The organism is Burkholderia sp. ABCPW 11 (genome assembly GCF_001523445.1).
Lineage (GTDB): Bacteria > Pseudomonadota > Gammaproteobacteria > Burkholderiales > Burkholderiaceae > Burkholderia.
In genome coordinates this window covers 1-22,600 of the sequence record NZ_LOVM01000075.1, presented here as the reverse complement: position 1 = coordinate 22,600, position 22,600 = coordinate 1, and the positions used below count along the sequence as shown (strand labels likewise).

The 22,600-nt window shown below is 69.5% G+C and carries 21 protein-coding genes and 2 pseudogenes; 13 read left to right on the top strand and 10 right to left on the bottom strand.

Annotated features, from left to right (window positions below; translation table 11 throughout):
• Positions 1–11: 11 nt before the first annotated feature.
• Positions 12–1,310: a DUF72 domain-containing protein gene (locus WS61_RS25610; protein ID WP_059504643.1), complete on the top strand. Its 1,299-nt coding sequence runs from the start codon at positions 12–14 to the stop codon at positions 1,308–1,310.
• Between the two features lie 28 nt (positions 1,311–1,338).
• On the opposite strand, the gene msrA is transcribed toward WS61_RS25610, so the two are convergent.
• Positions 1,339–1,899: a peptide-methionine (S)-S-oxide reductase MsrA gene (gene msrA, locus WS61_RS25605; RefSeq protein ID WP_059504641.1), complete on the bottom strand. Its 561-nt coding sequence runs from the start codon at positions 1,897–1,899 to the stop codon at positions 1,339–1,341.
• A gap of 343 nt (positions 1,900–2,242) precedes the next feature.
• On the opposite strand from msrA, the gene WS61_RS35835 reads away from it, so the two are divergent.
• The 4 genes from WS61_RS35835 to WS61_RS25590 all read left to right on the top strand — a co-directional run bounded on the left by WS61_RS35835 (position 2,243) and on the right by WS61_RS25590 (position 5,321).
• A complete protein-coding gene (locus WS61_RS35835; protein ID WP_257127360.1) occupies positions 2,243–2,374 on the top strand; it encodes a hypothetical protein in 132 nt (43 codons plus the stop codon).
• Positions 2,375–2,459: 85 nt separating this feature from the next.
• Entirely contained in the window at positions 2,460–3,866 is a 1,407-nt protein-coding gene (locus WS61_RS25600) for a selenium-binding protein SBP56-related protein (protein ID WP_059504639.1), read from the top strand.
• Entirely contained in the window at positions 3,863–4,528 is a 666-nt protein-coding gene (locus WS61_RS25595) for a hypothetical protein (protein ID WP_059504638.1), read from the top strand. The genes WS61_RS25600 and WS61_RS25595 overlap by 4 nt, the downstream gene beginning before the upstream one ends.
• A 283-nt stretch (positions 4,529–4,811) precedes the next feature.
• Positions 4,812–5,321, top strand: coding sequence for a flavin reductase family protein (locus WS61_RS25590; protein WP_034208238.1), 510 nt, complete (start codon positions 4,812–4,814; stop codon positions 5,319–5,321).
• Here WS61_RS25590 and WS61_RS25585 read toward each other — a convergent pair.
• A complete protein-coding gene (locus WS61_RS25585) occupies positions 5,308–5,808 on the bottom strand; it encodes an Lrp/AsnC family transcriptional regulator (protein ID WP_006477992.1) in 501 nt (166 codons plus the stop codon). The genes WS61_RS25590 and WS61_RS25585 overlap by 14 nt on opposite strands.
• A gap of 129 nt (positions 5,809–5,937) precedes the next feature.
• Here WS61_RS25585 and kynB point away from each other — a divergent pair, with 129 nt between their 5' ends.
• The 3 genes from kynB to kynA all read left to right on the top strand — a co-directional run bounded on the left by kynB (position 5,938) and on the right by kynA (position 8,885).
• Entirely contained in the window at positions 5,938–6,591 is a 654-nt protein-coding gene (gene kynB / locus WS61_RS25580; protein WP_059504635.1) for an arylformamidase, read from the top strand.
• A 26-nt stretch (positions 6,592–6,617) separates the two neighbouring features.
• On the top strand, positions 6,618–7,871 hold the full coding sequence (gene kynU, locus WS61_RS25575; protein WP_373557137.1) for a kynureninase: 1,254 nt from the start codon (positions 6,618–6,620) through the stop codon (positions 7,869–7,871).
• Positions 7,872–7,952: 81 nt separating this feature from the next.
• The gene (gene kynA / locus WS61_RS25570) at positions 7,953–8,885 is read left to right on the top strand and encodes a tryptophan 2,3-dioxygenase (RefSeq protein WP_059504632.1); all 933 of its coding nucleotides are present in this window, start codon (positions 7,953–7,955) and stop codon (positions 8,883–8,885) included.
• A gap of 20 nt (positions 8,886–8,905) precedes the next feature.
• Here the strand turns inward: kynA and WS61_RS25565 are convergent.
• Positions 8,906–9,367, bottom strand: a pseudogene (locus WS61_RS25565) (MFS transporter); the annotation flags it as partial.
• Here WS61_RS25565 and WS61_RS25560 point away from each other — a divergent pair.
• The 4 genes and pseudogenes from WS61_RS25560 to WS61_RS25545 all read left to right on the top strand — a co-directional run.
• A pseudogene (locus WS61_RS25560) lies at positions 9,363–9,719 on the top strand (LysR substrate-binding domain-containing protein); the annotation flags it as partial. The pseudogenes WS61_RS25565 and WS61_RS25560 sit on opposite strands and share 5 nt — an antisense overlap.
• 192 nt (positions 9,720–9,911) lie before the next feature.
• A complete protein-coding gene (gene dalD, locus WS61_RS25555) occupies positions 9,912–11,306 on the top strand; it encodes a D-arabinitol 4-dehydrogenase (protein ID WP_059504630.1) in 1,395 nt (464 codons plus the stop codon).
• A gap of 105 nt (positions 11,307–11,411) precedes the next feature.
• The gene (gene xylB / locus WS61_RS25550; RefSeq protein ID WP_059504628.1) at positions 11,412–12,893 is read left to right on the top strand and encodes a xylulokinase; all 1,482 of its coding nucleotides are present in this window, start codon (positions 11,412–11,414) and stop codon (positions 12,891–12,893) included.
• A gap of 121 nt (positions 12,894–13,014) precedes the next feature.
• Positions 13,015–13,971 carry a sugar-binding transcriptional regulator gene (locus WS61_RS25545; RefSeq protein WP_059504626.1) on the top strand — a complete coding sequence of 319 codons (957 nt, stop codon included), beginning with the start codon at positions 13,015–13,017 and terminating at the stop codon, positions 13,969–13,971.
• Positions 13,972–13,994: 23 nt separating this feature from the next.
• On the opposite strand, the gene WS61_RS25540 is transcribed toward WS61_RS25545, so the two are convergent.
• On the bottom strand, positions 13,995–15,218 hold the full coding sequence (locus WS61_RS25540; RefSeq protein ID WP_059504624.1) for an MFS transporter: 1,224 nt from the start codon (positions 15,216–15,218) through the stop codon (positions 13,995–13,997).
• Positions 15,215–16,411: a serine hydrolase gene (locus WS61_RS25535; RefSeq protein WP_059504623.1), complete on the bottom strand. Its 1,197-nt coding sequence runs from the start codon at positions 16,409–16,411 to the stop codon at positions 15,215–15,217. The genes WS61_RS25540 and WS61_RS25535 overlap by 4 nt, the downstream gene beginning before the upstream one ends.
• 113 nt (positions 16,412–16,524) lie before the next feature.
• Here WS61_RS25535 and WS61_RS25530 point away from each other — a divergent pair, with 113 nt between their 5' ends.
• Positions 16,525–17,409 (top strand): LysR family transcriptional regulator, encoded by an 885-nt coding sequence (locus WS61_RS25530; protein ID WP_059504621.1) that lies wholly within the window; start codon positions 16,525–16,527, stop codon positions 17,407–17,409.
• A gap of 14 nt (positions 17,410–17,423) precedes the next feature.
• On the opposite strand, the gene WS61_RS25525 is transcribed toward WS61_RS25530, so the two are convergent.
• The 5 genes from WS61_RS25525 to WS61_RS25505 form a co-directional block, all read right to left on the bottom strand.
• Complete coding sequence (locus WS61_RS25525) at positions 17,424–18,533, bottom strand: ABC transporter ATP-binding protein (RefSeq protein ID WP_034208252.1); 1,110 nt, start codon at positions 18,531–18,533, stop codon at positions 17,424–17,426.
• Between the two features lie 55 nt (positions 18,534–18,588).
• Positions 18,589–19,287, bottom strand: a complete 699-nt coding sequence (locus WS61_RS25520) for an HAD family phosphatase (protein ID WP_059504618.1) — start codon at positions 19,285–19,287, stop codon at positions 18,589–18,591.
• On the bottom strand, positions 19,284–20,135 hold the full coding sequence (locus tag WS61_RS25515; protein WP_059504617.1) for a carbohydrate ABC transporter permease: 852 nt from the start codon (positions 20,133–20,135) through the stop codon (positions 19,284–19,286). Before WS61_RS25515 ends, WS61_RS25520 begins: the two co-directional genes overlap by 4 nt.
• Positions 20,132–21,079, bottom strand: a complete 948-nt coding sequence (locus WS61_RS25510; protein ID WP_059504615.1) for a carbohydrate ABC transporter permease — start codon at positions 21,077–21,079, stop codon at positions 20,132–20,134. The genes WS61_RS25515 and WS61_RS25510 overlap by 4 nt, the downstream gene beginning before the upstream one ends.
• A gap of 114 nt (positions 21,080–21,193) precedes the next feature.
• Positions 21,194–22,519, bottom strand: a complete 1,326-nt coding sequence (locus WS61_RS25505; RefSeq protein WP_059504614.1) for a sugar ABC transporter substrate-binding protein — start codon at positions 22,517–22,519, stop codon at positions 21,194–21,196.
• Positions 22,520–22,600: the final 81 nt, after the last annotated feature.

Sequence of the window (22,600 nt, the reverse complement as noted above, 5' to 3'; positions counted from 1 at the left end):
GCTGGGCATGCATGGGTGACGGCAGGACGCGGCGCAAGGCGTCGCCGGAACGACAGCAGCACGACGACGCCAACGGGTCGCACGCCGACGGACAATTCGACCTGTTCGGCGTGCCGACGCACGCCCCACGCGCGTCGCCTGCGAACGACGGTCGCTCCGCCCGCCCCGATGAGCACGTGACGCCGGACGCGCAAAAAGACGCGCAGCCGGCGTCGCCCGCCCGTACGACTTCCCGCCCCGCCGCCGACGACGCGCCCGTACCGTCGTCCGGCCTGCTGTGGGACGAACCGTCCCCGCCGGCCGCTGCGCCGAAGAAAGGCCGCCGCAAGCGCGGCGTGCTGCCCGCACCGATCCCGGCCGACGTGGCCGACGTCGCGGCCAGGCTGCCGCCGAACGTGCGGCTCGGTACGTCGTCGTGGTATTTCCCCGGCTGGAACGGCATCGTCTACGACGGCGATTTCGCGCAGACGAAGCTGTCGCGCGAAGGGCTCGAAGCGTATGGCGCACATCCGCTGCTGAAGAGCGTGAGCCTCGACCGGTCGTTCTACGGCCCGCTGTCGGTGGCCGATTACCTGCGCTACGCGCAACAGGTGCCTGACGATTTCCGCTTCGTCGTGAAGGCGCCGGCCGCGGTGACCGACGCGGTGATCCGCGGCCGGCGCGGCGAGCCGTCCGGGCCGAACCCGACCTTCCTCGATGCGCCGCTCGCGACCCGCGAATTCGTGCAGCCCTGTCTCGATGGGCTCGGCCGCAAAGCCGGCGTGCTCGTGTTCCAGTTCTCGCCGCTGCCCGATCAATTGCTCGCGGAACCGGCCGCGCTGATCGACCGGCTCGCCGCGTTCTTCGCGGCGCTGCCGCCGCTGCCGCCGGACGCCGACGGCACGCGCTACGCGATCGAGATCCGCGACGCGAGCCTGCTCACGCCGCGCTTCATCCGTGCGCTGGCCGCGCTCGGCGTGCGCTACTGCGTCGGCCTGCACGCGCGGATGCCCGATCCGCTGCGCCAGGCCGCCGCGCTCGCGCTGCTCGACGGCGACGCGCCGGGCCCGCTGATCGTGCGCTGGAGCCTGCACGGCGGCTTCAAGTACGAACAGGCGAAAGCGAAATACGAGCCGTTCGACAAGCTCGTCGACGAGGATCCGGCCACGCGCTCGGCGCTCGCCGAACTGGCCGCGCGCTATGCGCTGGCCGGGCAGCCGGTGATCATCACCATCAACAACAAGGCCGAAGGCTCCGCGCCGCTGTCATGCATCGCGCTCGCGCGCGAAATCGCCGCCGCGTGCGCGCAGTGGCGCAACGAGGCGGCGTGACGCCGGTTTGCGCCGGTCATGCCCGCGCTTACGCGCCGCGCAGCGACTTCAGCCGATGCGAGAACTTCTGCCGGAATTTCGCGAGCTTCGGCCCGATCACGACCGAGCAATAGCCCTGCCCCGGGTTCCGCGCGTAATAGTTCTGGTGATAGTCCTCCGCCGGCCAGTAGTTGTCGTCGAGCGGCACGACCTGCGTGACGATCGGCTGGCCGAACACCTGTTCGCGCTCGAGTTCGCGGATCACGTCGAGCGCGGTGTCGCGCTGCGCATCCGAATGCGTGAACACGACCGACCGGTACTGCGTGCCGACGTCGTTGCCCTGCCGGTTCAACTGGGTCGGATCGTGCGTCGCGAAGAAGATCTCGAGGATCTCGCGATAGCCGATGCGCGCCGGATCGAACGTCACGTTGACGACTTCCGCGTGGCCCGTGTCGCCCTCGCAGATGTCGCGATAGCCGGGATTGCGCGTATGGCCGCCCGCGTAACCCGACTGGACGGCCGTCACGCCGTCGACGTCGAGAAACACGGCCTCCGTGCACCAGAAACACCCGCCTCCGAGCGTCGCGGTTTCAAGCATCTCGTTCCCCATGAAATCAGTCCCTCGTGGATGACGGCAGCCGGCGCGCGGGCGCCGGCGCCACCGTTTCGCGTCGCCGTGGCCTGCCCGCGACGCGGACGGCAACGGCACTTCGTCAAGTATCTCACTCGCGCGCGAACCTGGCAGATCGGCCAGGCGCCGCACGCGACCCGCCGCGGGTTTCTCGTCTACACTTAGGCACGCGCACGCGACGGCCAACCCGTCGCCCGCACAGCGTCCGATGCATGCCCGCCCCCGATGCCAACGACATCTGCCGGAACATCGATATGTACGCCTTAACAGACATCGCCTGCTTCGCAGGCCCGATCGCCGATACGTCGATCGCACCATCGCGATGGCGCCTGCCCGTTTCGCGGTGGGCGCCGCGCTGCAACCCTTCGCCTTTTCCCGCTTTCACGACCTGATGCACGGCATCGCGCGCGTCGCCCTCGCGTGCCTGCTCCTGCCGAGCGCTTCGCCCGCATGATGCGCGCCGCGCGGCAACCGCAGCCTGCACGCCCGCCAAGAAAGGCCGTGCGTCAGCGATCCGACACCATCGAGAGGACATCACCATGAGCATGCGGCCCGATCCGACGTTTCACGCTTCGCCCGAGCTCGCGATGCAGGCGCCGGCCGAAGCATTCGCGTATACGTTGTTGCTGAGCCCCGATTTTTCCAGACCCGACGCGCTCGCCGTGATCGACGTGAAGCCCGGTTCGTCGACGTACGGCAAGATCGTGCATACGGTGACGATGCCGAACACCGGCGACGAGTTTCACCACTTCGGCTGGAATGCGTGTTCGTCGTCGCTGTCGCCGCTCACCGGCCATGCGTTCCTCGAGCGCCGCTTCCTGATCATCCCCGGCCTGCGCTCGTCGCGCATCTACGTGATCGACACGAAGCCGCATCCGACACAGGCACGGATCCACAAGATCATCGAGCCCGAGGAAGTGTTCGCGAAGACCGGCTATTCGCGGCCGCACACCGTGCACTGCGGCCCCGAGGGCATCTACGTGAGCACGCTCGGCGGCGCAGGCAAGGACGGCACCGACGGCGCGCCCGGCATCTTCATCATGGATTGCGAAACCTTCGACGTGCTCGGCCGCTGGGAGATCGACCGCGGCCCGCAGGACAAGCACTACGACTTCTGGTGGAACCTGCCGCGCAACTACATGGTGTCGAGCGAATGGGCGCTGCCGCCGCAATTCGAGAACGGGATCGTTCCCGAGGATCTGCTCGCGAACAAGTACGGGCACCGGCTGCATTTCTGGGACCTGCGCGCGCGACGCAACGTGCAGACGATCGATCTCGGCGCGCAGCACCAGATGGCGCTGGAGGTGCGGCCCGCGCACGACCCGGTGCGCGAATACGGATTCGTCGGCGTCGTGGTCGATACGACCAACCTCGAAGGTTCGATCTGGACCTGGTGGCGCGAAGGCGGCAAGTTCCATGCGAAGAAGACCGCGACGATCCCGGCCGAGCCGGCCGCGGCCGACGCGTTGCCGCCGCTGCTGCAAGGGTTCGGCGCGGTGCCGCCGCTCGTGACCGACATCGACCTGTCGCTCGACGACCGGTTCCTGTACGTGTCGTGCTGGGGCACCGGCGAAATGCGCCAGTACGACGTGTCGGATCCGCACAACCCGGTGCTGGCCGGGTCGGTACGCATCGGCGGCATCGCGCGCCGTGCGCCGCACCCGAACGGCCGCACGTTCGCGGGCGGCCCGCAGATGGTCGAGATCAGCCGCGACGGCCGGCGCGTGTACTGGACCAATTCGCTCTATTCGACGTGGGACGATCAGTTCTATCCGGACGGCGTGCCGGCCGCGCAGGTGCTCGCGCACGCGGGGCCGGACGGCGGGCTGACGCTCGCCGACGACTACTGGGTCGAATTCCCCGACGGTTACCGCGCGCACCAGATCCGGCTCGAAGGCGGCGACTGTTCGACCGATTCGTTCTGCTATCCGTCGGTCAAGCGTTGAGCACCGGCCTTCACGTGCCGTTCGCGTGGTGGGCGGCCGTGCTCGCGAGCGGCGTGTATCACGGGCTGAACCCGGCGATGGGCTGGCCGCTCGCGGTGTCGAACGCGCTGATGACGCGCCGCGGCGCCGCGCTCGTCGCCGCGCTCGGCTATCTCGCGCTCGGTCATGCGCTCGCCGTCTTCGCGGTGATGCTGCCGTTCGGGCTGCTTGCAGCGCTGCTCGCATGGCAGTCGGCGATCCGGATCGGTGCGAGCGCACTCGTGATCGGCTTCGGCGCAGGGCTGCTGATCCGGCGCCGGCATCCGCGGGCGCTGGCGCGGATTCCGCCGGCGCGGCTCGGCCTGTGGTCGTTCGCGGTCGCGCTCGCGCACGGCGCGGGGCTGATGCTCGTGCCGATCTACCTCGGCCTCTGCGGGCTCGACCGGGATGCGGGCCATCGCGCGGCCGCGAGGCTCGTCGATGCGCACCTCGGCATGGCGCTCGTCGTCGCGGCCGTGCACGCGGCCGCGATGATCGCCGCCGGCGGCGGGCTCGCGTGGCTCGTGTACCGCTATCTCGGGCTGAAGTTCGTGTCGCGGAGCTGGTTCAATCTGGATGCGGTATGGGCGTCGAGCCTGATCGTGACGGGCGCGTTGTCGCTCGGGCTGGCGACGGCGCGATAGCACGGGCGGCGATGCCGGGCGGGACAGCACGGCGGGCGTCGGCATGAACGGCCGCACCGTCGAAAAACGCGACAGAACGGCGCCGCCGGCCGCGCGCCGCAGTGTTCGCTACGTCACCCTGCCGTCGCGCTGCGCCGCCGGAGCAGGCCCGGCGGCCCCGATTCCGCTAAAATCGGGCCATGCGTACCCCTTCTTCATCGACCGCCTCGTCGCCTTTCGTCCGCCGCGCCCGTCACACCCGTGGCGTGTCGCGCCCGCCCGTTCCGTTCCGGATGGCTGCCCGATGAGCCACGCCAATCCGCCGGATTTCGACTCGGCCGCCTTCCGGCAGGCGCTCGGCCAGTTCGCGACGGGCGTGACGGTGATCACGACGCAGGCACCGTCCGGCCAGCTGATCGGCATCACCGCCAGTTCGTTCAATTCGGTGTCGCTCGACCCGCCGCTCGTGCTGTGGAGCCTCGCGCACAAATCGGCGTCGACGCCCGTGTTCCGCGGCAACAGCCATTACGTGGTGAACGTGCTCGCGGCGTCGCAGCTCGACCTGTGCAAACGCTTCTCGACCTACAAGGGCGACCGCTTCGAAGGGATCGCGCATGCGGCCGGCAACTCGGGAATGCCCGTGCTCGACGGCGCGCTCGCGTGGTTCGAATGCCACAACCGCAGCCGCTACGACGAAGGCGACCACGTGATCTTCGTCGGCGAAGTGGAACGCTGCGGCGTGCGCGCGGTATCGGAAACGGCACCGCCGCTCGTGTTCCACGGCGGCGGCTTCCACGGCCTCACACCGCTTTGATCGCCCCCGTGCGCGCCAGGCCGACCGGCGCGCCGGCTTCGTCCTTCAGCGTCTGCAGCACGATGTTCGAACGGATGTCCATCACGCCCGGCGCCTTGTAGAGGCGGTTCAGCACGAAATCCGAATAGTGCTTGAGGTTGTGCGCGAGCACGCGCAGCAGATAGTGGCTCTCGCCCGTCACGACGAACGCGCCGACCACCTCCGGCCATTCGCGCAGCGCTTCCGCGAAGCGCTCGTGCCATTGATTCTCTTCGTTGCGCATCGACACCTGCACGAACGCCTCGAGCTCGAAGCCGAGCTTCTCGCGGCTCAGGCACGCGCGATAGTGCTCGATCACGCCCTGCTCCTCGAGCAGGCGCATGCGGCGCAGGCAGGCGGATGGCGAAAGCGAGATGCGTTCGGCCAGGTCGAGATTGCTGATTCTGCCCTCCTCCTGCAGTACCGCCAGAATCCGGCAGTCGGTGGCATCGAGCGTGATCGCGTGCATTTTTGGTCCCCGTTTTCCCTCTGAGTCGAATTATCTGCCAATCCGGCGGATTGTCCATGTTTATTTCGCAAGCACTTTCTGCGAGCGTCCACCTATCATTCGAAGAATCGACTCACGATTCGTCATGCCATGGACACACTCTGGGACATCTCGCCGCCCGTCAGCCCCGCCACCCCCGTGTGGCCGGGCGATACGCCGGTTTCCGTCGAACGCGTGTGGCGGATGGAGGCCGGTTCGCCGGTCAACGTCGCACGCCTGACGCTGTCGCCGCACACGGGCGCGCACTGCGACGCGCCGCTGCACTACGACGCCGACGGCGCGCCGATCGGCGCGGTGCCGCTCGACACCTATCTCGGCCCGTGCCGCGTGATCCATTGCATCGGCGCATCGCCGGTCGTACAGCCGGCCGACGTCGCGGCCGCGCTCGACGGCGTGCCGCCGCGCGTGCTGCTGCGCACGTACGAGCACGCCAGCGTCGAGCAGTGGGACAGCGATTTCTGCGCGGTCGCGCCCGACACCGTCGACCTGCTCGCCGCGCACGGCGTGAAGCTGATCGGCATCGATACACCGTCGCTCGATCCGCAGGAATCGAAGACCATGGATGCGCATCGCCGCGTGCGCGCGCACCGGATGGCGATCCTCGAAGGAATCGTGCTCGACGACGTGCCGGCCGGCGACTACGAACTGATCGCGCTGCCGCTGAAATTCGCGACGCTCGACGCGAGCCCCGTGCGCGCGGTGCTGCGCGCACTGCCCGCGCGGGCTTCCTCGCAAGCTTCCTGATTACCCGACCTACGACCCCCATCATGATGATCAAGACCCGTGAAGACGCGCTCGCGCTCGACCGCGACGACCCGCTCGCCCCGCTGCGCGACCAGTTCTCGCTGCCCGACGGCGTGATCTACCTCGACGGCAACTCGCTCGGCGCGCAGCCGCGCGCGTCGGCTGCCCGCGCGCAGCAGGCGATCGGCGCCGAATGGGGCGAAGGCCTGATCCGCAGCTGGAACACGGCCGGCTGGTTCGCGCTGCCGCGCCGCCTCGGCGACAAGCTCGCGACGCTGATCGGCGGCGCGCCCGGCGAGACGGTCGTCACCGACACCATCTCGATCAACCTGTTCAAGCTGCTGTCGGCGATGCTGCGCCACCAGGCCGAGCGTGCGCCCGAGCGCCGCGTGATCGTGTCGGAACGCTCGAACTTCCCGACCGACCTGTACATCGCGCAAGGGCTGATCGAGCAGCTCGGCGGCCACTACGAGCTGCGCCTGATCGACGATCCGGCCGACCTGCCCGACGCGCTCGGCGCGGACACGGCCGTCGCGATGATCACGCACGTGAACTACCGCACCGGCTACATGCACGACATGCCGGCCGTCACGCAGCTCGTGCACGACGCGGGCGCGCTGATGCTGTGGGATCTCGCGCACTCGGCCGGCGCGGTGCCGGTCGACCTGAACGGCGCACGCGCGGACGGCGCGGTCGGCTGCACGTACAAGTACCTGAACGGCGGCCCCGGCTCGCCCGCGTTCGTGTGGGTGCCGCAACGCCATCTCGCGCATTTCTCGCAGCCGCTGTCGGGCTGGTGGGGCCACCGTGCACCGTTCGCGATGCAGCCGGGCTTCGCGCCCGATCCGGGCATTGCGCGCTTCCTGTGCGGCACGCAGCCGATCGTGTCGATGTCGATGGTCGAATGCGGGCTCGACGTCTTCCTGCAGACCGACATGCAGACGATCCGCCGCAAGTCGCTCGCGCTGACCGACGCGTTCATCGCGCTCGTCGAGGAACGCTGCGCGGGCCTGTCGCTGAAGCTCGTCACGCCGCGCGCGCATCACCAGCGCGGCTCGCAGGCGAGCTTCGAGCATCCGCACGGCTACGAAGTGATGCAGGCGCTGATCGCGCGCGGCGTGATCGGCGACTACCGCGAGCCGTACGTGCTGCGCTTCGGCTTCACGCCGCTCTATACGCGCTTCGCCGACGTATGGGATGCGGTCGAGACGCTGCGCGACATCCTCGCCACCGACGCGTGGAAGGCGCCCGAGTTCGCCGAACGCGGCGCGGTGACCTGAGCGGTTTTGCGCGGCGCACCGCAGGTGCATGCGCCGCGCGTTCGTCATTCAAATCTGGAGAAAGTCGTGAATTCTGGTCATATGCAGCCCCCCGGCGGCGACGCGCCGGCAGGCTGTCCGTTCTCGGGCGCACGTGCGGCCCAGCCGGCGCAAGCCGCGCACGAAGCGCCGCACGTGCCGGGCGATGCCGCTGAAGGCGGCTGGCACGACGCGCAGCTCGATTTCTCGAAGTCGATGAGCTACGGCGACTACCTGTCGCTGAATGCGATCCTCGACGCGCAGCATCCGCTGTCGCCCGATCACAACGAGATGCTGTTCATCATCCAGCATCAGACGAGCGAGCTGTGGATGAAGCTCGCGCTGTTCGAGCTGCGCGGCGCGCTCGATGCGGTGCGCGCCGACGCGCTGCCGCCCGCGTTCAAGATGCTCGCGCGCGTGTCGCGCATCCTCGAGCAACTGGTGCAGGCGTGGAACGTGCTGTCGACGATGACGCCGTCCGAGTATTCGGCGATGCGGCCATATCTCGGCCAGTCGTCGGGCTTCCAGTCGTATCAGTATCGCCAGCTCGAATTCCTGCTCGGCAACAAGAACGCGCGGATGCTGCAGCCGCATGCGCACCGGCCCGACATCCTCGAACAGGTGCGCGCGACGCTCGAGGCGCCGTCGTTCTACGACGAGGTCGTGCGCCTGCTCGCGCGGCGCGGGTTCCCCATCGCGCCCGAGCGGCTCGATCGCGACTGGACGCAGCCGACGCGTCACGACGAAACGGTCGAAGCCGCGTGGCTCGAGGTCTATCGTCATCCGCAGCAGCACTGGGAGCTGTACGAGATGGCCGAGGAACTGGTCGATCTCGAGGATGCGTTCCGCCAGTGGCGCTTCCGTCACGTGACGACGGTGGAACGCATCATCGGCTTCAAGCAGGGCACCGGCGGCACGAGCGGCGCGCCGTACCTGCGCAAGATGCTCGACGTCGTGCTGTTCCCAGAACTCTGGCACGTGCGCACCACGCTGTAACGCACGTCGCTCGGGCGCCGTCACGACGACGTCCGAGCGAGCTCCTCCCCTTCGCGCGGCGGCGCATGCGCGCGCGACAGCCGCGGAATGTGCCGCCGCACCGCGAGCAGCGCGACGCAGACCACGCCCATCGCAACGGCCAGCATCGTCAGGTAGGCACCCGCGCCGCCCGCCGTGATCACGATCGCGCCCGCGAATGCGCTGAGGATCGCGCCGAGCCGGCCGAACGCGAGCGCACTCGCGGTGCCCGTCGCGCGTACGGCCGTGGGGTAGATGTACGCACACAGCGCATACATCGTCGACTGCACCGCATTGACGAACAGCCCGTGCAAGCCGAGCCCGACGATCAGCCAGCCCGTATGGCGGCTCGCATCGACGCCCATCAGCCACACCGCGCTCGCCGCGCCGCCGATGCTGCACAGCACGAGCGGCCAGCGCGACCCCGCATGCGCGATCGCCCACGCGCACAGCAGCGCGCCGACGCTCGCCGATACGCTGCATGCGCGCTGGGCGATTCCGCCGCGCGGCACCGCGCCCTTCGACCATATGCGTGCGACCTTCGACGCACACGGCCTCCCGCTGCCCGACATCGCGGTCGAGACGCGCTCGGTCACGACGCTGAAAAGCTTGGTCGCGCATGCGGGATTCCTCTGCTGGATGGCCGAGCCAATGTACGGCGCCGAACGGCGCGCCGGCACGATCGACACGCTGCCGGTGCGCGAAGTGGTCGCGGTGCGCACGCTCACCGCATTCAGGCGCCGCCACGGGATCCTGCCGGGGCCGGCCGGCAAGCTGCTCGACGAACTCGTCGCGCTCACCCGCGAAGGGCGCTGACGCTTTTTCCGCCGGCTGCGTCGCGCCTGCCCGCATGCCCGCCCGCGTGCCCGCCCCACCCGCGCCGCAGCGCACCATCGAAATGCCGTGTCCCCGCCTTGACTTTCGTTCGCCCGAATACGATCATTCGCTCACATAAAGAGCAAATGATCGTATTCGACAGGATAGACAGGCAGGAACAGGAGACACCGCATGAGCGACTCGCCCTCCGCCCGCACGCCCGTGCTGCTGCACATCGGCGCGGGCTCGTTTCACCGCGCGCACCAGGCGTGGTATCTGCATCGCGTGAACGCGGCCGTGCCGGCCGACGAACGCTGGTCGCTGACCGTCGGCAACATTCGCGACGACATGCGCGCGACGATGGACGCGCTCGCCGCGCAACATGGCGCGTACACGCTCGAAACCGTCACGCCGCAAGGCGAGCGCGCCTACGAGACGATCCGCTCGATCACGCGCGTGCTGCCGTGGTCGATCGATCTCGCCGCGCTGATCGACGCCGGCGCCGATCCGGCTTGCCGGATCGTGTCGTTCACCGTCACCGAAGGCGGCTACTACCTCGACGAACACGACCGGCTCGACCTCGCGAACGCCGATGTCGCCGCCGACCTGCAGGGCGCGCGCACCACGCTGTACGGCGCGCTCGCGGCGCTGCTCGCCGAACGCGTGCGGCGCGGCGCCGGCCCGCTCACGCTGCAAAGCTGCGACAACCTGCGCAACAACGGCGCACGCTTTCGCGCGGGGATGCGCGAATTCCTCGAACGGCGCGGCGAAACGGCTCTCGTCGCGTGGTTCGATGCGAACGTCGCGACGCCCAGCGCGATGGTCGACCGCATCACGCCGCGCCCGACCGCCGACGTGCGCGAGCGCGTGCGCGCGGCCACCGGCGTCGACGACGCGTGCCCGGTGATGGGCGAATCGTTCATCCAGTGGGTGATCGAGGATCGTTTCGCGGCCGGCCGGCCGCGCTGGGAGCTAGCCGGCGCGGAACTCGTCGACGACGTGCATCCGTACGAGGAAGCGAAGATCCGCATCCTCAACGCGACGCACAGCTGCATTGCATGGGCCGGCACGCTGGCGGGCCATACGTATATCCACGAAGGCACGCACGACGCGGCGATCCGCCGCTTCGCGCACGACTACGTGACGCAGGACGTGATCCCGTGCCTGACGCCGAGCCCGCTCGACCTCGCGCGCTACCGCGACGTCGTGCTCGAGCGCTTCGGCAACCCGTACGTGCTCGACACGAACCAGCGCGTCGCGGCCGACGGCTTCTCGAAGATCCCCGGCTTCATCGCGCCGACGCTCGTCGAATCGTTCGCGCGCGGCGCCGCGCCGGTCGCCACCGCCATGCTGCCCGCGCTGTTCCTGCGCTTTCTCGAGCGCTGGGCACGCGGCACGCTGCCGTATGCGTACCAGGACGGCGTGATGGACGAAAGCGCCGCGCGTGCGATCGTCGACGCCGACGACCCGGTCGTCGCGCTGTGCACCGACCGCGCGCTGTGGGGGTCGCTGGCCGGCAACGCGGCGCTGCTCGACGCGTTGCGCGCCGGGCTCGCGCGCGTCGACGCATGGCTCGCCACGCGCTGACGACGCGCGCGCCGGCGCCCGGCCGCGCAGCCGGGCGAACCCGCTTGGCACATGCCGCGCGGCACGGCTAAAGTAGCGGCTCCTCTCTGACGGAACGGATCGCACATGTATCTCGGCATCGACCTCGGCACCTCGGAAGTGAAGGTGCTGCTGCTCGCCCCGGACGGCGCGGTCGTCGGTACCGCCGGCTCGCCGTTCACGGTGTCGCGACCGCATCCGCGCTGGGCCGAACAGCATCCGGACGACTGGTGGCAAGGCACGCTCGCCGCGCTCGCGACACTGCGCGAGCGACACCCCCAGGCGTTTGCGCAAGTGCGCGGCATCGGCCTGTCGGGCCAGATGCACGGCGCGGTGCTGCTCGGCCGCGACGATCGCGTGCTGCGCCCCGCGATCCTGTGGAACGACATGCGCAGCGCCGACGAATGCGCGCTGCTCACGGAGCGCGCACCCGATCTCCATGCGCTGGCCGGCAACCTCGCGATGCCCGGCTTCACCGCGCCGAAACTGCTGTGGGTCGCGAAGCACGAACCCGACGTGTTCGCGGCAACCGCATGCGTGCTGATGCCGAAGGACTACCTGCGATTCCGGCTGACCGGCGCGAAAGTGTCGGACCCGTCGGACGCGGCCGGCACGCTGTGGCTCGACGTTGCACGCCGCGACTGGTCCGATGCGCTGCTCGCCGCGTGCGGGATGACCCGCGAGCAGATGCCGCGCATCGTCGAGGGCAACGCGCCGTCCGGCACGCTGCGCGCGGACGTCGCACGCGAGCTCGGGCTGTCGGAAGCCGTCCCGGTCGCGGGCGGCGGCGGCGACAACGCGACGAGCGCGCTCGGCATCGGTGCGATCCACGCGGGCGACGGCTTCGTGTCGCTCGGCACGTCCGGCGTGCTGAGCGTGGTCGGCGACCGCTTCATGCCGAATCCCGCCTCGGCCGTGCATGCGTTCTGCCATGCGATTCCCGATCGCTGGCAATTGATGAGCGTCGTGCTGTCGGCCGCGAGCTGCCTGCGCTGGGTCTGCAAGCTGACCGGTACCGACGAGCCCGCGCTGCTCGCCGAAGTCGCGGCGCTCGACGCCGACGCGCTCGCCGCGGCGCCGCTGTTCCTGCCCTACCTGTCGGGCGAACGCACGCCGCACAACGATCCGTACGCGCAGGGCGCGTTCTTCGGGATGACGCACGCGACCGAGCGTGCGCACCTCGGCTATGCGGTGCTCGAAGGCGTGACGCTCGGCCTCGCCGACGGCCTCGACGCGCTGCATGCGGCCGGCGTCGAAACCGACCAGTTGTCGCTGATCGGCGGCGGCGCGCGCAGCGCGTTCTGGGCGCAACTGATCGCGGACGCGCTGAACGTGCGCACGCGCCAGATCGGCGGCGGCGAAACGGGCGCGGCGCTCGGCGCGGCACGGCTCGGCTGGCTGGCCGTCGGCGGCGATCCGCAGACGGTGCTGACCAAGCCGCCGGTGCGCGCCGAATACGCACCGGACGCCGCCCGCCATGCGCGGCTGCGCGAGCGCCTCGATGCGTTCCGCACGCTGTACCGTCACGTGCGGCCGTTGTACGAACCGTCGCGCGCACGGCTCGCGTAGGCGCCGCGCACGCACGGCCGCCCGCCGGCCCTGCGTGCGACATGCGGTACAGTGGATGCCGTCATGCGGCCCGCCGGCCGGCCCGCGGGGCGGCCCCCCAGATCCGAACCGAATCGCTATCGTGTCCAAGTCCTCAGAAAAACTCGATCTCGCCACGCGCGCCGCGTGGCTCTATTACGTCGCGGGCGACACGCAGAACGAAATCGCCGAAAAGCTGCAGGTGTCGCGCCCCGTCGCGCAGCGCCTCGTCGCGTTCGCGGTCGAGAAGAACCTGATCCGCGTGCGCGTCGATCACCGGCTCGCCGACTGTCTCGATCTCGGCGCGCAGCTGTCGAAACGCTACGGCCTCGCGATGTGCGAAGTCGTGCCCGTCGACGCCGATGCGCCCGACGCGATCGACCGCAAGCTCGCGGTCGCCGGCGCTCAGGTGATGGAGCGCTACCTGAACGAAACGCGGCCGATGGTGATCGCGGTCAGCAGCGGCCGGACGCTGAAGGCCGCGGTCGCGCAGATCGCGCAGATCGACCGCCCGCAGCACCGGCTCGTGTCGATGGTCGGCGCGATCGCGGCCGACGGCTCGTCGAACCGCTACGACGTCGCGCAGTACATCTCCGAGAAAACCGGCAGCAAGCATTTCCTGCTGCCCGCGCCGCTGTTCGCCGACAGCGACGCCGAGCGCGCGCAGTGGTGCAATCACCGGCTGTACCGGATCGTCGAGGCGCTGTCGGGCGAGGCCGACGTCGCGTTCGTCGGGATCGGCAACATCGGTCCGCACTGCCCGCTCTACGAAGACGGCTTCATCACCGAACAGGAGCGCGACGAGATGACCGCGCTCGGCGCGGTGGCCGAACTGCTCGGCGTGCCGATCGACGCGCACGGCACGCAGATCACCGTGTCGACGAGCGCACGCGTGACGAGCGTCGCGCTCGCCACGCCGCCGAAGCGGCCGACGATCGCGTTCGCCGGCGGCCCGAAGAAACACGACGCGGTGATTGCCGCGCTGCGCGGCGGCTGGCTGTCGGGGCTCGTCACGGACGAAACCTGCGCGCGCGCCGCGCTCGCCGCGAAGGCGGCCTGACGCCGCCGTCGCACTGCGCCGGCTCAGGCCGCGCGCGGCGCCGGAAACGCATGCCGGCGCGCACGCCACGCGCCGACCCATGCCAGCGCCAGCAGCGCGACGAGCACCCACGGAATCGCGCCGGCGCCCGTCGCGCCGAGCAGCATCCCGCCCGCGATGCCGCCGCCGGCGATCGCCAGATTCCACACCGTCACGAGCATCGACTGCGCGACGTCGGCCGATTCGCCCGCCGCGTTCGCGGTGGCCGTCTGGAACAGCGTCGGCGCGCCGCCGAACGCGAGCCCCCACAGCACGACGCCCGCATAGACGGTCGTCATCCCGGAACCGGCGCCGAGCATCGCCGCCGCCAGCGCGAACAGCGCGATGCTCGCGAGCGTGAGGCGTCGCTGCGCGGCGCCGATCCATGCGCCCGTCAGCGCGATGCCGACGAGCGACGCGACGCCGAACACGAACAGCACCACATCGACCTGCGTACCCATCCGCACACCCGCGAGGAACGGCGCGACGTACGTGTACAGCATGTTGTGCGCGAGCACGTACGCGAACATCACCGTCAGCACCGGGCGCACGCCGGGCAGCGTCATCACGCCGAGCACCGGCTCGCGCGCGCCGGCCTGCTGGCCCGGATAGTCGGGTACGCGCATGCGGATCCAGCCGATCAGCGCGAGCGCCGCGGCCGAAATACCGGCGAACGCGATGCGCCAGCCGAACGTCGCGCCGAGCGCGGTGCCGGCCGGAATGCCGATCGACATCGCCGCCGGTATGCCGAGCATCGCAACCGCGATCGCGCGGCCGCGCAGCGACGGGTCGACCATCCGGCTCGCATAGCCGGCCAGCAGCGCCCACAGCAGCCCGGCCGACATCCCCGCGACGAACCGTGCCGCAAGCGTGAGCGCGTAATACGGCGACGCGGCCGTCAGCGCGTTCGACACGACGAAGCCTGCCAGCGCCGCGAGCAGCAGGCGGCGCCGGCGCATCGCGCGCGTCGCGGCGACGAGCGGAATCGCCGCGACGATCGAGCCGAGCGCGTAGGCGGTCACCAGTTGGCCGATCAGCGCCTCGGTCACGCGCAGGTCGGCGCTCATCGGCGGCAGCAGGCCGGCCGGCAGCGCTTCGGTGAGCACCGTGATGAAGCCGGCCGTGGCCAGCGCAAGCAGGTTCGCGACGGGCAGGTGAGCACGGGCCGGCGTGGACAGATCGGCAGCCCGATCGACGGCTCGGCTGGCAACGGATACGCACTCGCTCATTGCGCACTCCGGTCGTCGACGCCATACACCGCATCGCGCACGTCGGTGACGATGCGCCCGTGCATCCCTTCGTACAACGTATTGGTCAGCGCCACCACCGTCAGCCCGGCCGCCCGGTCGACGAACCACGCATGCCCGTAGGCGCCGCCCCAGCGCCACGTGCCGACCGATTCCGGCGATTGCGCGGCCACCGGGTCATGCAGCACGGAAAAGCCGAGTCCGAAGCCGAACCCCGGCGCGTCCGGCAGGTCGTGCGCGCCCGGCTGAACGCGCGACATCTCGTCGATCCAGCGGCGCGCGAGCCAACCGTCGCGCCCGGTGCGCAACGTATCGAGCAGCGTCATGCAGTCGGCCGCCGTACCGATCATCCCGGCGCCGCCCGACGGCCACGCGGCCGCATCGAACGCGCGCGCCGGTGCGAAACGGATGCCGACCGTACCCTCGTACACCGGGACGAGATCGTCGTCGGTCATGCGGCGCGGCACGCCGGGCGTACTGACGTAAGGCGTCGCCAGGCGCGCCGCGTCATGCGTGAAAAACGCCGTGTCGGTCATCCCGAGCGGTGCCGTCACGAGCGCCGCCACGGCGTCGGCGAGCGGCCGGCCGTCGACCGCCTCGATCAGCGCGCCGACCACGTCGGTCGCGAGCGAGTAGTGCCACGACGTGCCGGGCGCGAACCGCAGCGGCACGCCGCCGATGCGCCGCACGTTCTCCGCGAGCGACGGTCCGGCGCCGTCCATGCCGTCGGACACGCCCGCGCGCGCATACGGCCCGTCGGCGTCGGCTTCGAGGAAGCGATAGCCGAGCCCGGCCGTGTGCGACAGCAGTTGGCGCAGCGTGATGTCGGCAGGCGCGCCGCCCGCGAGCGTCGGCGTGAACGCGGGCAGCCAGCGCGCGACCGGTTCGTCGAGCCCGATCTTCGATGCCGCGACCAGCCGCATCGCGGCGGCCGTCACGATCGGCTTGGATACCGACGCGAGCCGGAACAGCGTGTCCTCGCGCATCGGCGTGCCGGCTTCGCGGTCGGCCTGCCCGGCCGCGCGTGCATAACGCAATTCGCCGTCGCGCGCGACCAGCACGACCGCGCCGACCACGCGCGCGTCGGCCAGCGCGCGATCGAGCACGGCGTCGAGCCGCGCGCGCAGCGCGGCGTCCGGTTCTTTGCGGTGCGTGGTGACAGGCAGCGATGACATGGCGTGACCTCGAATAGTGAAGGAACGCCCATCGTAAGGAGCCGGCGCCGGAAGAAAAACCGGGTTAGAGTTCCGGACACTCCGGACATCGATGTCCGTAATCGAGGCCCTGCATGGAAAATCTTGGCGGTTTCGTCGTGTTCGTCCAGGTCGCGGAAACGCGCAGCTTCGTCGCGGCCGGCCGCGCGCTCGGATTGTCGGCGTCGGCGATCGGCAAGCGCATCGCGCGCCTCGAGGCGCGCCTGAACGTGCGGCTCTTTCACCGCAGCACGCGCAGCATCACGCTGACGGCCGAAGGCGCGCGCTTTCTCGAACGGTGCCGGCGCGTGATCGCCGAAATCGATGCGGCCGAGCGGGAATTGACGCAGAGCGTCGAGGCGCCGCGCGGGCGGCTGCGCGTGAGCCTGCCGACGATCGGCACGCTGCTGTTGCCGGTGCTCGCCGATTTCATGGCCGCGTATCCGGAGATCGAGCTCGACATCGATTTCAGCGACCGGATCGTCGACGTGATCGACGAAGGCTTCGACGTGGTCCTGCGCACCGGCCGGCCGACCGATTCGCGACTGTCGTCGCGGCTGCTCGGCCACTTCCGCCAGCACCTGGTCGCGTCGCCCGACTATCTCGACCGGCACGGCGCGCCGCGCACGCCGGCCGATCTCGCACAGCATCGCTGCCTGCATTACCGCTTCCCGAGCAGCGGCAAGCTCGAGATCTGGCCGCTGCGCGCGCCGCGCACCGGCACGCCGCCGGAGGTACCCGTCTCGATGGTCAGCAACAACGCCGAGACGCGCCTGTGCTTCGCGCTGCGCGGGCTCGGCATCGCATGCCTGCCCGAGTTCTTCGTACGCGACACGCTCGCCGACGGCAGGCTGCGCGCGGTGCTCGACGACCACGTCGCGAGCCGCACGCCGTTCTATGTGCTGTGGCCGTCAGGCCGCCATCCGATGCCCAAGCTGCGCGCGTTCGTCGACTATATGGCCGAGCATTTGCGGCTGTAACCGGCGCGCGGCGGTCAAGCCGCCTTCGCGTGCGCGCTCAGCCGCCGGAACGCCTGCCCGTGCTCGTCGAACAGATGGCAGTGCTCGGGCAGCGCATGCACGCGCAGCGCCTCGCCGGTGCGATACGTGTCGAGCGGCGGAATTCGCGCGATCAGCCCGTCCGGCGCGACGGCCGACTCCGCATACAGATACGCGGCGTCGCCGAGCGATTCGACGGCCATCGTCCGCGCAGCGACGCCGGCCGCCGCCGCATCGACCAGCAGGTGCTCGGGCCGCACGCCGACGGTCACGGCCGCACCGCGCTGCAGCCCGGCCGCGTCGACCGCGACACGCTGCGTCTCGCCGCTGTCGAACCGCACGAGCACGCCGGTCGCATCGGCCGATTCGACCGTGCCCTTCAAGAAGTTCATCTTCGGCGAGCCGATGAAGCCCGCGACGAACTGGTTCGCCGGCGCGTGATACAGCGTGTTCGGCGTGCCGACCTGCTGCACCGCGCCGCCCGACAGCACGACGATCTTGTCGGCGAGCGTCATCGCCTCGACCTGGTCGTGCGTCACGTAGATCATCGTCGTCTTCAGCTCGTCATGCAGCCGCGCGAATTCCAGCCGCATCTTCACGCGCAGCGCGGCGTCGAGGTTCGACAGCGGTTCGTCGAACAGGAACACCTTCGGCTTGCGCGTGATCGCGCGGCCGATCGCGACGCGCTGCCGCTGCCCGCCGGACAACTGCTTCGGCTTGCGGTCGAGCAGGTGATCGATGTGCAGGATCTTCGCGGCCTGCTTCACGGCCTGGTCGATCTCGGGCTTCTTCGCGCCCGCGAGCTTGAGGCCGAACGCCATGTTGTCGTACAGCGTCATGTGCGGGTACAGCGCATACGACTGGAACACCATCGCGATGCCGCGCTTCGCGCTCGGCACGTCGTTGACCTTCGCGCCGTCGATCAGCAGGTCGCCGCTCGAAATGTCTTCGAGGCCGGCGATCATCCGCATCAGCGTGGATTTGCCGCAGCCGCTCGGCCCGACGAATACGACGAATTCGCCGTCGGCGATGTCGAGGTTCACGTTGCGCAGCACTTCGGTGTCGTCGTAGCGCTTCGCGATGTTGCGCAGGAGCACGCTTGCCATGATCTGTCTCCGTTCGTTCGTGATGCGCCGCCTGGCCGGCGGCGCGTGATCGTTGCTAGTTCGGCAGCACCGCGCCCGTCGCCTGCCAGCGCGCGACGTAGCCGGGCAGCTCGTGCATGTCGTCGAATACGTGGCGCGCGCCGATGCCGCGCAGCGCGTCGATCTGCACGGCCGACGCGTGCCCGCCGCCGACGAAGCCGAGCACGGTCATGCCGGCCGCGGCCGCCGCGGTGATGCCGGTCACGCTGTCCTCGACGACGAGGCAGTTCGCGGGCGCCGCGCCGAGCGTGCGCGCGGCCGCCAGATACACGTCCGGCGCCGGCTTCGGCCGCGCGACCGAATCGGCGCAGAACAGCCGGTCGCCGAAAAAGCGCGCGAGCCCGGTGCGCGCGAGCGCCGCTTCGACGTACGCGCGATAGCTGTTGCTCGCGCAGGCGGTCGTCAGCTCGATCGCCTCGAGTGCCGCATCGATGCCGTCGACCATCGGCGCGTTGACGGCGGCCGCCTCGACCGCGCGGCGGATCGCGTCGACGTCGTCGGCCGACAGCGTGCGCCCCACCGCGTCGCTCGCGCCTGCCAGCACGCGCTCGATGCGCAGCCCGAGCAGCGGCATCACGGCCGGCCGCGCATCGACGCCCGGCCAGCGCGCATCGAGCTCGCGCACGATCACGTCGGCGGCCACGGCCTCGCTGTCGATCAGCACGCCGTCGCAATCGCAGATCAGCACGTTCGTCCCTGCGCTTGGCCCCCTCATTTGACCGCTCCGAACGTGAGCCCCCGCACGAGCTGCTTCTGCGACAGCCAGCCGACGATCAGGATCGGCGCGACCGCGAGCAGCGAAGCGGCGGACAGCTTCGCCCAGAACAGCCCTTCGGGGCTCGAGTACGACGCGATGAACACGGTCAGCGGCGCGGCGTTCGAGCTCGACAGGTTGATGCTCCAGAACGCCTCGTTCCACGACAGGATCACGAGCAGCAGCGCAGTGGACGCGAGCCCCGGCAGCGCCATCGGCATCAGCAGGTAGACGATCTCCTGCCACGTCGACGCGCCGTCGATGCGCCCGGCCTCGAGGATGTCCTTCGGGATCTCGTTGAAGTACGTGAAGGTCATCCATACCGCGATCGGCAGGTTGATCAGCGTGTAGACGATCACGAGCCCCGACACCGTGTCGAGCAGCCCGGAGTTCTTCCACAGCAGGTAGATCGGCACCAGCACGCCGACCGACGGCATCATCTTCGTCGACAGCATCCACAGCAGCACCTTCTGCGTGCGGTGGTTCGGGAAGAACGCCATCGCGTACGCGGCCGGCACCGCGAACAGCAGCGAGATCACCGTGACGCCGGCCGAGATCAGCACCGAATTCCATGCGAACGCGAAGTAGTTGCTGCGCGCGAACACCTCGCGGAAGCTGTCGAGCGTCGGCATGAACAACAGCGTCGACGCGTACGCCTGCTGCTCGGTCTTGAACGCGGTGATCGCCATCCAGAAGATCGGGAAGAACAGCAGCAGCGCGATCAGCCATGCGAGCGTGCCGGGCAGCGCGCGCCGCACGAGGTCGAACACGGCCGGCGTGCGCCGGCCTTCGATGGTCAGGTCGCTCATTTCTCGTACTCTCCCTTCAGGTTGCGCGCGAGCATCCGCACGAGGAAGAACGACACGACGTTCGCGACCACGACGGCGATGATGCCGCCCGCGGACGCGAGGCCGACGTCGAACTGCTGCAGGCCGAGCGCGTAGATCAGGTAAGACAGGTTGGTCGTCGCGTCGCCGGGGCCGCCGCCCGTCGTCGTATAGATTTCCGCGAAGATCGACAGCAGGAAGATCGTCTCCATCATCACGACCACGGCGATCGCGCGCTTGAGGTGCGGCAGCGTGATGTAGAAGAACATCGCGACGGGGCCGGCGCCGTCGATGCGCGCTGCTTCCTTCTGCTCCTGGTCGAGCGACTGGATCGCGGTGAACAGGATCAGGAACGCGAACGGCAGCCACTGCCACGCGACGATGATGATCACCGCGGTCAACGGGTAATCGGCGAACCAGTCGATCGGCGTCATCCCGAGCGCGCGCATCGCGTTCGCGACGAGCCCGTACACCGGATGCAGGATCATGTTCTTCCAGATCAGCGCGGACACCGTCGGCATCACGAAGAACGGCGCGATCGCGAGCAGGCGCGCGATGCCCTGCCCGTAGAACTTGCGGTCGAACAGCACGGCCATCAGCACGCCGCCGACCACGGTGATCGCGAGCACCGCGCCGATCAGCACGAGCGTGTGCCAGATCGCGGGCAGGAACGACGGATCGGTCGCGAGGAAACGGTAGTTGTCGAGCCCGGCGAAGCCCTTCACGTCCGGGTTCAGCAGGTTGTAGCGCGAGAACGAATACCAGATCGTCATCGCGAGCGGAATCGACATCCACAGCAGCAGCACCGCGACGGACGGCGCCACGAGCCAGCTCGCGCCGGCGCGCGCACGGCGCGGCGCGCCGGGCGGCGACGACGCGTCGCCGACCGACGGCGCGTGACTCAGGGGAAGACGCAGGTGACGCATGATCGGAGTCCCTCCGGTTGATGCGCGGGCGCGAACGGCCTGCCCGCCTGTCGGCTTCGCCGGCTCGCGCCGTGCGCCACGGCGCACGATGCGAGCCGCGCGACGGCTTGCGCGTTACTTCTTGTAGCCGGCCTGCCGCACCGCGCGGTCGGCGGCCGCCTGCCCGGCGGCGAGCGCCTGGTCGACCGACATCTGGCCCGCGACCGCGCCCGCGATCGACTGGCCGACCACCGTGCCGAACGACTGGAATTCAGGAATCCCGACGTACTGCACGCCCGTGTACGGCACCTTCTTCAGCGACGGATCGTTCGGGTCGGCCGTCTCGATCGCCTTCAGCACGAAATCCGAGAACGGCGCGGCGGCCTTGTACTCGGCGCGCTGATACGTCGACGTGCGCGTGCCCGGCGGCACCGAGGCCCAGCCCTCGTCCTTGCCGACCATCTCGATGTACTGCTTCGACGTCGCCCACGCGACGAACTTGCGCGCGGCATCCTGCTGCTTCGACGTCTTCGGCACGGCCAGCGCCCACGCCCACAGCCAGTGCGAGCCCTTCGGCGTGACGGCAACCGGCGCGGCCGCGAAGCCGATCTTGTCGGCCACCTGCGACTGCTGCTTGTTGTAGAGCATCCCGGCCGCGACCGTCGCGTCGATCCACATCGCGCACTTGCCGGACGCGGTCAGCGTCAGGTTCTCGTTGAAGCCGTTCGAGCTCGCTCCCGGCGGGCCGTTCTTCTTCAGCAGGTTCACGTAGAAATTGATCGCCTTCTTCCATTCGGGCGACGTCAGCTGCGCGTTCCAGTTCTCGTCGAACCAGCGCCCGCCGAACGTGTTCACGACCGTCGACACGTACGCCATGTTCTCGCCCCAGCCGGCCTTGCCGCGCAGGCAGATCCCGTAGGTGCCCTTCGACTTGTCGGTGAGCTTGTCCGCGAATTCGGCGATCTGGTCGTAGGTCGGCTGGTCCGGCATCTTCAGCCCCTTCGCCGCGAACAGGTCCTTGCGGTAGAACGTCATCGAGCTTTCCACGTAGAACGGCAGCGCGTAGAGCTGGCCGTTGTACGACAGGCTGTCGCGCGCGGTCTTCACGATGTCGTTCAGGTCGTAGTCGGCGGGCAGCCCCGTGATCGGCGCGAGCCAGCCGCGCTTGCCCCACTGCGGCGTTTCATAGGTGCCGATCGCCATCACGTCGAACTGGCCGCTGCCGGTCGTGATGTCGGTCGTCGCGCGCTGGCGCAGCACGTTCTCCTCGAGGATCACCCAGTTCAGCTTGATGTCGGGGTTCGCCTTCTCGAACGCCGGCGACAGCTTCTTCAACTCGATCATGTCGGGGTTGTTCAGCGTCGCGATCGTCAGCGTGCCGGCGGACGCCGCGCAGGCCGCCGTCGCGAGCGCGGCTCCGGCGAAACAGCGTGCGGCGGCGTCGAGCATCTTTCGTTGCATGGCATGTCTCCTTATATCTTCGATTTGCTTCAAACTTCAGTGGTGGCGCGCCGTTTGGCGCGCTGCTTTGCCGGTTGGCGG